Source organism: Pseudomonas sp. Z1-29 (genome assembly GCF_051131995.1).
Lineage (GTDB): Bacteria > Pseudomonadota > Gammaproteobacteria > Pseudomonadales > Pseudomonadaceae > Aquipseudomonas.
Genome location: NZ_CP071645.1, coordinates 585,027 through 598,289, shown reverse-complemented (window position 1 = coordinate 598,289; position 13,263 = coordinate 585,027). Strand labels below are relative to the sequence as shown.

Sequence of the window (13,263 nt, the reverse complement as noted above, 5' to 3'; positions counted from 1 at the left end):
GAAGAAGCAGCGGCTTTTTGAAGAAACGCTTAAGGCTTAGTAGCCCAGCGCGAAGTCTTCTTCTTTCATGTCCATCAGGTTGTTGGCGCCCGACAACATGGTCGCCACGTGGGTGCGGGTGCGCGGCAGGATGCGCTGGAAGTAGAAGCGCGCGGTCTGCAGCTTGGCGGTGTAGAACGCTTCTTCGGTCGTGCCGGCCGCCAGTTTTTCCGCAGCCAGGCGCGCCATGTCGGCCCAGAAGTAAGCCAGGCAGGCGTAACCGGAGTACATCAGGTAGTCCACCGAGGCCGCGCCGACTTCTTCGCGATCCTTCATGGCGGCCATGCCGACCTTCATGGTCAGTTCGCCCCATTCCTTGTTCAGTGCAGCCAACGGCTCGACGAATTCCTTGACGGCTTCGTTGCCTTCGTTGCCCTGGCAGAATTTGTGGACGATCTTGGTGAAGCCCTTGAGCGCCTCGCCCTGGGTCATCAGGACTTTACGGCCCAGCAGGTCGAGCGCCTGGATGCCGGTGGTGCCTTCGTACAGCATCGAGATGCGGCTGTCGCGCACGTTCTGCTCCATGCCCCACTCGGCGATGAAGCCGTGGCCGCCGTAGATCTGCACGCCGTGGTTGGCCGATTCGAAGCCGACTTCGGTCATGAACGCCTTGGCGATCGGGGTCATGAACGCCAGCAGGGCGTCAGCCTTCTTCTTCTCTTCTTCATCCACACCGTACTTGACGATGTCGACCTGCTTGGCGGTGAAGTACACCATCGCCCGGTTGCCCTCGGCGAAGGCTTTCATGGTCAGCAACATGCGACGCACGTCAGGGTGCACGATGATCGGGTCGGCGGCCTTGTCCGGTGCTTTCGGGCCGGTCAGGGAACGCATCTGCAGGCGGTCGCGAGCGTATTTCAGGCCACCCTGGAAACCGATTTCGGCGTGGGCCAGGCCTTGCAGCGCGGTACCCAGGCGAGCGGTGTTCATGAAGGTGAACATGCAATTCAGGCCTTTGTTCGCCGGGCCGATCAGGAAACCGGTGGCCGCGTCGAAGTTCATCACGCAGGTGGCGTTGCCGTGGATGCCCATCTTGTGTTCCAGGGAGCCACAGCTGACTGCGTTGCGCTGGCCGATTGAGCCGTCGGCCTCAGGCAGGAATTTCGGAACGATGAACAGCGAGATACCTTTGGTGCCAGCCGGTGCGTCCGGCAGGCGCGCCAGCACGATGTGGACGATGTTGTCAGCCATGTCGTGTTCGCCGGCCGAGATGAAGATCTTGGTGCCGGTCACTTTGTAGGAGCCGTCGGCCTGAGGTTCGGCCTTGGTGCGCAACATGCCCAGGTCGGTGCCGCAGTGCGGTTCGGTCAGGCACATGGTGCCGGTCCATTCGCCGGATACCAGCTTGGTCAGGTACGCCTCTTGCTGCTCGGGGGTACCGTGCTCGGAAATGGTGTTCATCGCGCCATGGGACAGGCCCGGGTACATGCCCCACGACCAGTTGGCTTCGCCGACCATCTCGCTGACTGCCAGGCCCAGGGATTCCGGCAGGCCTTGGCCACCGTGCGCCACGTCATGGGCCAGGCTCGGCCAGCCGCCTTCGACAAATTGCTTGTAGGCTTCCTTGAAGCCGGTCGGGGTTTTCACGCCGGACTCGCTCCAGGTGCAACCTTCGAGATCACCCACGCGGTTCAGCGGCGCCAGCACCTGCTCACAGAACTTGGCGCCTTCTTCGAGGATGGCGTCAACCATGTCCGGAGTTGCCTCCTGGCACGCTGGAAGGCTCTGATAATGCGCTTCGTAGCCGAGCAGTTCGTCACGAACGAAGCGAATATCACGCAAGGGGGCCTTGTAGTCAGGCATAGCGATAAACCTCTGCTGATGTAACCGGGAATGAACGACCGCGTGGATTTGTTATGGCGATCAAACAGCTGTTTGAAACATACGTTTACGCTCATACCTTGTCAAGCGGCGATCTTTTGCCGTTCGTCATCGTCCTGCAGCAAATTTCGGCCGTGAAAAATCCATCGCCAAGCAGTGGCACGGCTCGCGCAGTAAAAGATTAGTTGAGGAAGAAAGAGTTAGAGACGAAAACGCCGCGAATGAATCGCGGCGTTTTCACTACATCTGAACGGCAGAGTCAGGCGAACGTATCGATCAACGTTCCGAGCATTTCGTCGGAAGCCTTGGCAACGTTCACCCCCAGTTGCACCTGGAACTTGCCTTGGGCCATTTCGACCATGTTGCTGGTCAGGTCCGATTGCTGACTGCGATCCACCGAACGCAGGCGATCCACCTGAACGTCGGAGGACTGGCTGGTGACCGAGCGCTCGATCGTGTTGTTGGCAATCTGGCTGGAGGCCTGATCGACGCGGTACTGCCCTGTCTGAATCGTGCTCAGACCGGCATAGAACGCGGTGTTTCCTGAGATTTCCATGGCAGGGAGGGTCTTCTTGAAGGGTCGACACGGGCATTGAACCAGATGCCTTGGGAAAAGGCTCGACAAAAACACTAATGGCACAGTGCCGCGTCATAGCCAAAACCTTGGTTAAGAGTCAGTCCAGCAGATCCAGCTGCAGATGTTCGGCCACCGCTTCGGCCGTCACGTCCTTGATTCGCGCGACTCTGCCCAGGCAGGGCGCCGGCAGGCGTTCGGCGAGGGTCGCGAGGTTTTCTTCCATGCGCGACGTCGCCGGATCGATGATGTTTGCTACCCAGCCGGCCAGTGGCAAGCCGTCCCGGGCGATAGCCTCGGCGGTCAGCAACGCGTGGCTGATGCAGCCCAGGCGTACCCCCACCACCAGGATCACCGGCAGGCCCAACGCTATCGCAAGGTCGGAAAGATTGTCTTGCCCGGCCAGCGGCACACGCCAGCCGCCCGCGCCTTCGATCAAGGTGAAATCCGCATCCAGAGCCAGCACCTCGCGCATCGGCCCGAGCAAGGATTGCACGGTCAATGCCACGCCAGCTTCCCGGGCGGCCAGGTGAGGTGCGATCGCCGGTTCGAATGCCACCGGATTGACCTGTGCATAAGTCAATGGCACCGAACATTCGGCCAACAGGGCCAAGGCATCGGCGTTGCGCAGGCCCTTGGGCGTCACTGCGCAACCAGAGGCTACGGGCTTGCCCGCGGCGGTGCTCATGCCGGCCCGCCTGGCCGCGTGCAGCAGCCCCGCCGCAACAGTGGTCTTGCCCACGTCCGTGTCGGTGCCGGTGATGAAATAAGCCTGGCTCATAGCGGTTTCTCCAGCACGGCGTAGACCACCTGGTAAGTGGCCGGCAGGCCCTGGGCCTGGCGATATTTTTCATAGGCCTGGACCAGCGCGAAAATTCTCGCCCTGCCCGTCAACCCACCGGGACGACCAGGATTCAGATTGTGCGCACCCAATGCTTTCAATTCGTGGGTCAGGGCGCGTACATCGGGATAATGCAGAACATGCGGGCGATTCTCCAGGCTGACGACGCGCAACCCGCTGGCGTCGGCCAGCTGTCTATAGGTATCGAATGCGCGGAAACGGTTGACGTGTACCAGGCCATCCACTTCACGCCAGCTGTCGCGCAACTCGTATAACGTGCCGACACACAGGCTGGTGAAGGCAAACATCCCACCGGGTTTCAAAACACGATAGGCCTCGCTCAATACCGAGGCAAAATCGCCACACCATTGCACCGCGAGGCTGGAATACACCAGGTCACAGCTGGCCGACTGCAACGGCAGCCGCTCGGCATCACCGGCGATGAAATGCGCGGCGCCGCCTTGAGGACGGGCGTGGTTGAGCATGCCTTCGGCGATATCCAGCGCAACACCCGCCCTCTCACCGAACCGCGCACCAAGGGCGCGGGTGAAATAACCGGTGCCACAACCCATGTCCAACCAGCGTCCCGGCATAAACGAGACGGGCAGCCGCGACAGTAACTGCTGGCCAACGTCGCGCTGCAGTTCAGCGACGCTGTCATAGCTGGCTGCCGCCCTGGAGAACGAGGCCGCGACCTGACGTTTGTCGGGCAAGGCGCCCGGCAACTTCACAACAGATAAATCAGTCATCACCGGACTCATGCAGAAAAGCCTGGATCGCCCCCGCCACGCCATGGGGGTCCTCCAGTGGGAATCCATGGCCGGCCTGTTCAATCAGACCGATTTCGACATCTGGCAGCATCGCCAGCAGTTCTCCCGCAGCCTCGGCAGGCACCAGCGCGTCGAGCCCGGCAAACAGATGTAATTGAGGGCCTCGAAAACCCTGCAAGGCAACCTCCGTGTCCAGTCGCGCCAGCAGCTCGAGCCCGGCCATCAATACCTCAGGCGAGGTGTTCGGCGCGCCGGCCAGCAGCAATCGCGACAACCCGCGCGGGTCGCCACAGCCTTGCGCACACAGCAAGCTGAAGCGTTTGAGGGTCTGGCGCGGATCGGCGGCGCATCCGGCGAGAAATCCATCGAAAGTGTCAGCGGGCATCGCGCTCGGCCAATGCTGGTGGGCCACAAAAGACACGTTGCTCGCCAGGGTCAGCAGGCCACAGCAACGCTCGCCCCGACGCGCCGCCAGTTCCGCGGCCAGCATCCCGCCCAGGGACCAGCCGCCCAGCCAGGCATCCTGGGGCAACGTGGCATCCAGCTCATCGAGCCATTCACCGAGGTCGCTCGACACCAGTGCAGGCAATGGCTCGATTTCCACTTGCAAGTGCTCATCGAGCCCTTGCAGGGCCACCGCCAGCGGTTCGAGGGGCGAAACGCCCAAGCCCCAGCCGGGCAGCAATATCAGTCGATCACGCATGGCTTGGCTCCGCTCCCAGTTGCGCAAAACAGTCGGCCAGTGCATTCAACAATAGTTGTACCTGGGCTTCGCTGTGGGCAGCGGTCAACGTCACACGCAGCCGAGCGCTGCCGGCCGGCACGGTGGGTGGCCGGATTGCGGTGACCATCAGCCCGCGCTCGCGCAGCATCAGCGACAGCCGCATCGCCCGTCCCGCATCACCGATCAGGATGGGTTGGATCGGCGTGAAACTGTCCATCAATTGCAAGCCGATCTGCTCGGCACCGTGGCGGAACTGGCGGATCAGCAGTTGCAGATGCTCACGCCGCCAATGCTCGCTACGCAGCAACTCAAGGCTCTTGAGCGTGGCGCAGGCCAACGCCGGCGGCTGGCTGGTGGTGTAGATGTAGGGGCGGGCGAACTGGATCAGGCTTTCGATCAATTCTTCGCTGCCAGCAATAAAGGCCCCGGCGGTGCCGAACGCCTTGCCCAGCGTCCCCACCAGCACCGGTACGTCTTCCTGGCTCAGGCCGAAATGCTCGACGACGCCGCCGCCGGTGGTACCCAGCGTGCCGAAGCCATGGGCATCGTCGACCATCAGCCAGGCGCCCTTGGCCCGTGCTGCGCGGGCGAGAGCCGGCAGGTCGGCGATGTCGCCGTCCATGCTGAACACGCCGTCAGTGACCACCAGGGTATTGCCGATGGCTTTTTCCAGGCGGGTCGCCAGGCTTTGGGCATCGTTGTGCAAGTAACGGCTGAAACGGGCACCGGACAACAGCCCGGCGTCGAGCAACGAGGCGTGGTTGAGCCGGTCCTGCAACACCGTGTCGCCCTGTCCGACCAGCGCCGTGACGGCACCAAGGTTGGCCATGTAGCCGGTGGTGAATAACAGTGCCCGGGGCCGGCCGGTCAAGTCGGCCAGCGCTTCTTCCACGGCGTGATGAGGGCCGCTGTGGCCGATCACCAGATGCGACGCACCACCACCGACGCCCCAACGCGACGCGCCGGCACGCCAGGCCTCGATCACCTGCGGGTGATTGGCCAGACCCAGGTAGTCGTTGTTGCAGAACGCCAGCAACGGCTGGCCGTCCACCACCACTTGCGGGCCTTGGGGGCTTTCAAGCAGCGGACGCTGGCGATAGAGGTTTTCGGCACGACGGGCAGCCAGGCGTGCGGCAAGATCGAAGGGCATGCAGGCCTCAACTGTTAAAGACTGGCCAAAGACCCTTGTAGGAGCGAGCCTGCTCGCGATAGCGGTGAGCCAGTCGACATAAATGTTGAATGTTCCATTGCCATCGCGAGCAAGCTCGCTCCCACAGCGTCTTGCATCCAGTCAGGGAATCGGTGAGCAATCAAACAGCGGCGTTATAGAACTGCTCGCTGCTCTTCTGCTCCACCAGCGCCTGCTCGATGGCCGCCTGATGCACTTCATCGGCATGCTCTTCGCGAGCTTCCGGCTGGATGCCCAGGCGAGCGAACAGTTGCATGTCCTTGTCGGCCTGCGGGTTGGCGGTGGTCAGCAATTTGTCGCCGTAGAAAATCGAGTTGGCGCCAGCGAAGAACGCCAGGGCCTGCATCTGCTCGTTCATGGCTTCGCGGCCAGCGGACAAGCGCACATGGGATTTCGGCATGAGGATGCGCGCCACGGCGAGCATGCGGATGAAATCGAACGGGTCGATGTCCTCGGCATTTTCCAGCGGCGTGCCGGCGACTTTCACCAGCATGTTGATCGGCACCGACTCTGGATGCTCCGGCAGGTTGGCCAGCTGGATAAGCAGGTTGGCGCGGTCGTCCAGGGACTCGCCCATGCCCAGGATCCCGCCGGAACAGATCTTCATCCCCGAATCACGTACATACGCCAGGGTTTGCAGGCGCTCGCTGTAGGTGCGGGTGGTGATGATGCTGCCGTAGAACTCCGGCGAGGTGTCGAGGTTGTGGTTGTAATAATCCAGGCCGGCCTGGGCCAGCGCTTCGGTCTGCTCCTGGTCGAGACGCCCCAGGGTCATGCAGGTCTCCAGGCCCATGGCCTTGACCCCCTTGACCATCTCCAGCACGTAAGGCATGTCCTTGGCCGACGGATGTTTCCACGCCGCGCCCATGCAGAAACGGGTCGAACCGATGGCCTTGGCGCGCGCGGCCTCTTCAAGGACCTTCTGCACTTCGAGCAACTTCTCTTTTTCCAGCCCGGTGTTGTAGTGGCCGGACTGCGGACAATATTTGCAATCTTCCGGGCAGGCGCCGGTCTTGATCGACAGCAGGGTCGACACCTGGACGCGGTTGGCATCGAAGTGCGCGCGGTGCACGGTCTGCGCCTGGAAGAGCAGGTCATTGAATGGCTGGACAAAGAGTGCTTTGACTTCGGCCAAAGACCAGTCATGACGCAGGTTGGCAGTGGTGCTGGCGCTCATGGGCATTTCCTTGATTATGCTTGGCAAGCGCCTGGGGAACGGAATACCCACAGACGCGACACGGATGTTCGGCATATTTAAGGAAGAGCCATGCGCTGTCAACCACGATACAAAGGTCCGGTTTACATCTGGTTAAAAAACAAACAGCTCTGTCTGCTGTGCGGCGAACCCACCGACACCTTGCAACCCATCTGCACCCCTTGCGAAAGCGAACTGCCCTGGCTCGGCGAGCATTGCGCCGTTTGCGCCCTGCCGCTGCCCATGGCCGGGCTCCGTTGCGGCCAATGCGCCGCGCGGCCTCCGGCTTTCGAGCGAGTCCTGGCGCCATGGGCCTACGACTTTCCGGTGGACAGCCTGATTACGCGCTTCAAGCACCAGGCAAAATGGCCCCTCGGTCGACTGCTTGGCGAGTTGCTGGCGCAATCGCTGCAGCATCATTTCGACGAAGGCCTGGAGCGGCCCGATGCGCTGGTGCCAGTGCCGCTGGCGTCACGCCGCTTGCGCCAGCGCGGCTTCAACCAGGCGACGCTGCTGGCCCGCTGGCTCAGCGCAGCGCTGCGGATCCCTTGCGAAGACGACCTGCTGTTGCGCATTCAGGACACCCCGGCCCAACAGGTCCTGGACGCCCGGGCCCGGCGCCGGAACCTGCGCCAGGCCTTTGCCTTAGCGCCCCGCGCGGTGTTGAACAACCGTCACCTGGCGCTGGTCGATGATGTACTCACCACCGGCGCCACGGCGCAGGCACTGGCCCGGTTGCTGCTCGATGCCGGTGCCGCACGGGTCGATGTGTATTGCCTGGCGCGCACGCCGAAACCCGGTGATCCGGCTTGACGTGCAGTGGCCGAGGCGCCAACGTCCTGCATCCGTCCCGTACAGGGTTTGCACCATGTCATTGCCTACGCTGTTGAGCCAACATATCGTCCGCCGTCCACAACGCATCGCCCTGTTACAGCACATCGCCGAACAGGGCTCCATCACGCGGGCCGCCAAAAGCGCCGGGCTGAGCTACAAGGCGGCCTGGGATGCGATCGATGAGCTGAACAACCTGGCGGACCGGCCATTGGTCGAGCGCAGCGTTGGCGGCAAGGGTGGCGGTGGCGCAAAACTGTCGGAAGAAGGCCTGCGCGTGCTGCGTCTTTATCAGCGTTTGCAGGTATTGCAGGCGCAGTTGCTGGAAGCGAGCGAGGACGCCGCTGACCTGGGCCTGCTCAGCCGCCTGATGTTGCGCACCAGCGCGCGCAACCAACTGCATGGCAAGGTCGTCGGCATCCAGGCCCAGGGCCACAACGACCGGATACACCTGGAACTGGCGCGCGGTTTGCTCATCGACGCGCAGATCACCCACGACAGCACGCTGCGCCTGGAGCTGGGCCTCGGTACCGAAGTGGTGGCCCTGATCAAGGCCGGCTGGCTGACGTTGTATCCACTCGACCAGCCGGACGATTGCTCGGCCAACAGTCTGCAAGGCGTGATCGAGCACATCGCGGTCGCTGCGGATGGCCCCAATGAAGTGCGCATCGGCTTGCCCAACGGCCAGACGTTGTGTGCCCTTGCAGACCCGCTTGAGCTGGTTGAACGAAACCTCGACGCCGGCTCACCGGTGCAAGTGCGTTTTTCCCCTGCAAATGTGCTACTCGGCACACCGTTGTAGCGCGCTGAAACATAAACTTCATCGACCCGCTTTAAGGTGACTGCCAAAACCAGCAGGGAGCCTGATGATGAGCCTATTAGAAGAAAACCAATCCACCGACCTGGAAAAGATCGTCGGCCTGAGCCGTCGCCGCTTCATCGGCGCAGGCGCTCTGTGCGGCGCGGCGATGTTCCTCGGCGGCAACCTGCTGAGCCGCAGCGTCATGGCCGCCGCCGTGAGCGAAGGCAACAAAAGGTTGCTGGGCTTTGACAGCATTGCCGCCGCCACGACCGACACCATTACCTTGCCGCCAGGCTACAAAGCCTCGGTGCTGATCAGTTGGGGCCAGCCACTGCAAAAAAATGCTCCGGCATTCGACCCCAGCGGCAATGGCACCGCCCGCGCCCAGGAAATGCAGTTCGGTGACAATAACGACGGCATGAGCCTGTTCCCGTTTCCCGGCGAGGACAACCGGGCGCTGATGGCGATCAACAACGAATACACCAACTACCGCTACCTCTTCCCCCATGGCGGCCAGCCGCAGTCCGCCGAAGACGTACACAAGGCCCAGGCCAGCGAGGGCGTGTCGGTCATCGAGATCCAGCGGCGCCGGGGCCAGTGGCAATTCGTCCAGGATTCACGCTACAACCGCAGGATCCATGGCAACACGCCGATTCGCCTGGGCGGCCCGGCTGCCGGTCACGACCTGATGAAAACCAGCGCCGACAAGAGCGGCAAAAAAGCGCTGGGGACGTTCCAGAACTGCGCCAACGGCATGACGCCGTGGGGCACCTACCTGACCTGTGAAGAAAACTTCACCGACTGCTTCGGCAGCAGCAACGCTGATCTGAAGTTCGATGAGGCGCAAAAGCGCTACGGCGCTACCGTCACCAGCCGCGAAATCAACTGGCACCTGTTCGATCCGCGTTTCGACCTGGCGAAAAACCCCAACGAGCTCAATCGTCACGGCTGGGTGGTTGAAATCGACCCGTTCGATCCAAAGTCCACGCCAGTGAAACGCACCGCCCTGGGCCGCTTCAAACACGAAAACGCCGCGCTGGCGAAAACCCGTGACGGGCGCGCCGTTGTGTACATGGGCGATGACGAGCGTGGCGAGTTCATCTACAAGTTCGTCAGCCGCGATCGCATCGACCGCCGCAATCCCAAGGCCAACCGCGACCTGCTGGACCACGGCACGTTGTACGTGGCGCGCTTCGACGCCGGCGACGGCAACCCGGACCATCCGAAAGGCAAGGGCCAGTGGATCGAACTGACCCATGGCAAGAATGGCCTCGACGCCGGCAAGGGCTTCAATGACCAGGCTGAAGTGCTGATCCATGCGCGCCTGGCCGCCACCGCCGTTGGCGCCACCCGCATGGACCGCCCGGAGTGGATCGTGGTGAGTCCGAAGGATGGCCAGGTCTATTGCACCCTGACCAACAACTCCAAGCGCGGCGAAGAAGGCCAACCGGTGGACGGGCCCAACCCTCGGGCCAAAAACGTCTACGGGCAGATTCTGCGCTGGCGCACCGACCGCGACGATCACGCCTCCAAGACCTTCGAGTGGGATCTGTTCGTGGTCGCCGGTAACCCGACGGTGCATGCCGGCACGCCCAAGGCCGGATCGTCCAACGTCAATGCGCAGAACATGTTCAACAGCCCCGACGGCCTGGGCTTCGACAAAGCCGGCCGGCTGTGGATCCAGACCGATGGCGACTCAAGCAACGCCGGGGATTTCGCCGGCATGGGCAACAACCAGATGCTCTGCGCCGACCCCAACAGCGGTGAGATCCGCCGCTTCATGGTCGGACCGGTGGGTTGTGAGGTCACCGGGATCAGCTTCGCGCCGGACTACAAGACCTTGTTCGTGGGCATCCAGCACCCTGGGGAAAACGGCGGTTCGACGTTCCCCGAGCACCTGCCCAATGGCAAGCCACGGTCGTCAGTGATGGTGATTACGCGCGAGGATGGCGGGATCATCGGCGGCTGACGCTGAGCGTTCCCACGCTCTGCGTGGGAACGCAGCCGTCTTTGTGGCGAGGGAGCTTGCTCCCGCCGGGTTGCGCAGCGACCCCATTTTTTTGTGGGCGCTGCGCACCCAAACGGGAGCAAGCTCCCTCGCCACGAAGAGCGACGCAACTCCCACCGACCCAATCATGACTGCTTTGCGCTACCATGCCGGGTCGGACGCGGCAGCCCTGCCGCTGCGCAGGAGTCAGCATGTCCCATCCGTTTGAAACCCTTACGCCCGACCTGGTGCTCGATGCCGTTGAAAGCATCGGCTTTCTCAGCGACGCCCGCGTGCTGGCGCTCAACAGCTACGAAAACCGTGTCTATCAGGTCGGCATCGAAGACGCCGAACCGCTGATCGCCAAGTTCTATCGCCCCCAGCGCTGGACCAACGAAGCGATCCTGGAAGAACACCGCTTTACCTTCGAGCTGGCCGACTGCGAAGTGCCGGTGGTGGCGCCGCTGATCCATAACGGCGCCAGCCTGCATGAGCACGCCGGGTTTCGTTTCACCCTGTTCCCCCGTCGCGGCGGGCGGGCGCCGGAGCCGGGCAATCTCGACCAGCTCTATCGTCTGGGCCAGTTGCTCGGAAGGCTTCACGCGATCGGCGCGACCCGGCCATTCGAGCATCGCGAAGCACTGGGCGTGAGGAACTTCGGCCATGACTCGCTGGAGACCGTGCTGCAAAGCGGCTTTGTCCCCCGCAGCCTGCTGCCGGCCTACGAATCAGTGGCCAGGGATCTGCTCAAGCGTGTCGAAGATGCCTACGCCGCCACGCCCCACCAGAACATCCGCATGCACGGCGATTGCCATCCCGGCAACATGATGTGCCGCGACGAGGTGTTCCATATCGTCGACCTCGACGATTGCCGCATGGGCCCGGCCGTGCAGGATCTGTGGATGATGCTCGCCGGGGATCGGCAGGAATGCCTCGGACAGCTATCGGAATTGATGGACGGCTACCAGGAATTCCATGATTTCGACCCGCGCGAATTGGCCCTGATCGAACCGTTGCGCGCCCTGCGCCTGATGCACTACAGCGCCTGGCTGGCGCGCCGCTGGGATGACCCGGCGTTTCCACGAAGCTTCCCCTGGTTCGGCAGCGAACGTTACTGGGGCGACCAGGTGTTGGCGTTGCGCGAGCAACTGGCGGCGCTTCAGGAAGAGCCGTTGAAGCTTTTTTGATGCCAGATCCAAATGGCTCCCGCAAATCCCTGTGGGAGCGAGCTTGCTCGCGATAGCGTTTATATATGCAACATATCTGTCGACTGACACACCGCCATCGCGAGCAAGCTCGCTCCCGCAGGGGTTGCGTGCAACATTCATAAGGCACCAGCACAATCAGACAAATCTACTTACAATCACTTCTTTGTTAGCTGCCTAAGCAAGGATTCTGCATGCAAGCCGCCAACCCGCGTCGCGGGTATATTCTGGGCCTGAGCGCCTATATCATCTGGGGCCTGTTCCCCATCTATTTCAAAGCCATCGCCAACGTGCCATCGGTGGAAATCATCATCCACCGGGTACTCTGGTCGGCGCTGTTCGGCGCGGCCCTGCTGATGGTCTGGAAACATCCGGGCTGGTGGCGCGAGCTGCGGGACAATCCGCGGCGCCTGGCGATCCTCGCCCTGAGCGGCACGCTGATCGCCGTCAACTGGCTGACCTACGTCTGGGCGGTGAATAACGGTCGCATGCTCGAAGCCAGCCTGGGCTATTACATCAATCCGCTGGTCAACGTGTTGCTGGGCATGTTGATCCTCGGCGAGCGGCTGCGACGCATGCAATGGGTCGCGGTGGCGTTGGCAGCCATTGGCGTGGCGCAACAGGTCTGGCAGGTGGGCAGCCTGCCGTGGGTGTCGCTGATGCTGGCGCTGACGTTTGGCTTCTACGGGTTGATCCGCAAGCAGGCGCCGGTCAAGGCCTTGCCAGGGCTGGTGGTGGAAACCTGGATGCTGGTACCGATTGCTATCGCATGGCTGCTGTTCAACCCGGCCGCCACCAGCGCCCAGGCGGTTTTCTGGACGACTTCCGAAGCCTGGTGGCTGGTGGCGGCCGGTCCCGTGACGCTGGTGCCTCTGGTCTGCTTCAACGCGGCGGCGCGGCATCTGCCCTACACCACGCTGGGCTTCTTGCAGTACATCGCGCCGACGCTTGTGCTGCTGCTCGCGGTGCTTCTGTTTGACGAACATTTATCGTCCAGCACGCTGGTGGCGTTCCTGTTCATCTGGGCCGGTCTGGCGGTGTACAGCATCGACGCGGTGATCAGCATGCGCCGGCGCACCTGATCAAAAAACCAACACATCTCTACAGGCCACGTCCGGCGTGGCCTGCGCTTATCCTTCCCAAGGTTATCCACAACGTGATCCCCGGCGTTTGTGCACAAGCCTTTGAAAACTGGTGATTTTTTGATCATCACTGGCGGAGGCCCGGCAGGCCTGGGCTGGCGCCGGGTCTCTACAGGTTATCCACAGGCAGGCGCAGCTTTTCC

The 13,263-nt window shown here is 62.4% G+C and carries 13 protein-coding genes; 6 read left to right on the top strand and 7 right to left on the bottom strand.

The annotated features are described in order from the left end of the window. Positions 1 to 36: 36 nt before the first annotated feature. Complete coding sequence (locus J3P84_RS02825; protein WP_434571371.1) at positions 37 to 1,842, bottom strand: phenylacyl-CoA dehydrogenase; 1,806 nt, start codon at positions 1,840 to 1,842, stop codon at positions 37 to 39. A gap of 53 nt (positions 1,843 to 1,895) precedes the next feature. Between J3P84_RS02825 and J3P84_RS02820 the strand changes: the two genes are divergently transcribed. Then, positions 1,896 to 2,045, top strand: a complete 150-nt coding sequence (locus J3P84_RS02820; protein WP_434627649.1) for a hypothetical protein — start codon at positions 1,896 to 1,898, stop codon at positions 2,043 to 2,045. Between the two features lie 74 nt (positions 2,046 to 2,119). Here the strand turns inward: J3P84_RS02820 and J3P84_RS02815 are convergent, their stop codons facing one another. From J3P84_RS02815 to bioB, 6 genes are all read right to left on the bottom strand, one after another. Then, positions 2,120 to 2,416 (bottom strand): pyrroloquinoline quinone biosynthesis protein PqqE, encoded by a 297-nt coding sequence (locus J3P84_RS02815; RefSeq protein WP_305498355.1) that lies wholly within the window; start codon positions 2,414 to 2,416, stop codon positions 2,120 to 2,122. Positions 2,417 to 2,534: 118 nt separating this feature from the next. Then, complete coding sequence (gene bioD / locus J3P84_RS02810; RefSeq protein WP_434571368.1) at positions 2,535 to 3,215, bottom strand: dethiobiotin synthase; 681 nt, start codon at positions 3,213 to 3,215, stop codon at positions 2,535 to 2,537. Continuing rightward, positions 3,212 to 4,024, bottom strand: a complete 813-nt coding sequence (gene bioC / locus J3P84_RS02805) for a malonyl-ACP O-methyltransferase BioC (protein WP_434627644.1) — start codon at positions 4,022 to 4,024, stop codon at positions 3,212 to 3,214. The genes bioD and bioC overlap by 4 nt, the downstream gene beginning before the upstream one ends. Then, complete coding sequence (locus J3P84_RS02800) at positions 4,017 to 4,748, bottom strand: alpha/beta fold hydrolase (protein WP_434627641.1); 732 nt, start codon at positions 4,746 to 4,748, stop codon at positions 4,017 to 4,019. Before J3P84_RS02800 ends, bioC begins: the two co-directional genes overlap by 8 nt. Then, positions 4,741 to 5,919 carry an 8-amino-7-oxononanoate synthase gene (gene bioF, locus J3P84_RS02795; RefSeq protein ID WP_434627638.1) on the bottom strand — a complete coding sequence of 393 codons (1,179 nt, stop codon included), beginning with the start codon at positions 5,917 to 5,919 and terminating at the stop codon, positions 4,741 to 4,743. Before bioF ends, J3P84_RS02800 begins: the two co-directional genes overlap by 8 nt. 160 nt (positions 5,920 to 6,079) lie before the next feature. Beyond that, complete coding sequence (bioB, locus tag J3P84_RS02790; protein WP_434627635.1) at positions 6,080 to 7,135, bottom strand: biotin synthase BioB; 1,056 nt, start codon at positions 7,133 to 7,135, stop codon at positions 6,080 to 6,082. Between the two features lie 90 nt (positions 7,136 to 7,225). Here bioB and J3P84_RS02785 point away from each other — a divergent pair, with 90 nt between their 5' ends. The 5 genes from J3P84_RS02785 (at position 7,226) to rarD (ending at position 13,060) form a co-directional block, all read left to right on the top strand. After that, positions 7,226 to 7,966 carry a ComF family protein gene (locus J3P84_RS02785; RefSeq protein WP_434627632.1) on the top strand — a complete coding sequence of 247 codons (741 nt, stop codon included), beginning with the start codon at positions 7,226 to 7,228 and terminating at the stop codon, positions 7,964 to 7,966. 55 nt (positions 7,967 to 8,021) lie between these two features. After that, a complete protein-coding gene (locus J3P84_RS02780) occupies positions 8,022 to 8,786 on the top strand; it encodes a TOBE domain-containing protein (protein ID WP_434627629.1) in 765 nt (254 codons plus the stop codon). 67 nt (positions 8,787 to 8,853) lie between these two features. Next, positions 8,854 to 10,755, top strand: a complete 1,902-nt coding sequence (locus J3P84_RS02775; RefSeq protein ID WP_434571359.1) for a PhoX family protein — start codon at positions 8,854 to 8,856, stop codon at positions 10,753 to 10,755. 230 nt (positions 10,756 to 10,985) lie between these two features. Continuing rightward, positions 10,986 to 11,960, top strand: coding sequence for a serine/threonine protein kinase (locus tag J3P84_RS02770; RefSeq protein ID WP_434627626.1), 975 nt, complete (start codon positions 10,986 to 10,988; stop codon positions 11,958 to 11,960). A gap of 212 nt (positions 11,961 to 12,172) precedes the next feature. After that, the gene (gene rarD / locus J3P84_RS02765) at positions 12,173 to 13,060 is read left to right on the top strand and encodes an EamA family transporter RarD (RefSeq protein ID WP_434627623.1); all 888 of its coding nucleotides are present in this window, start codon (positions 12,173 to 12,175) and stop codon (positions 13,058 to 13,060) included. Positions 13,061 to 13,263: the final 203 nt, after the last annotated feature.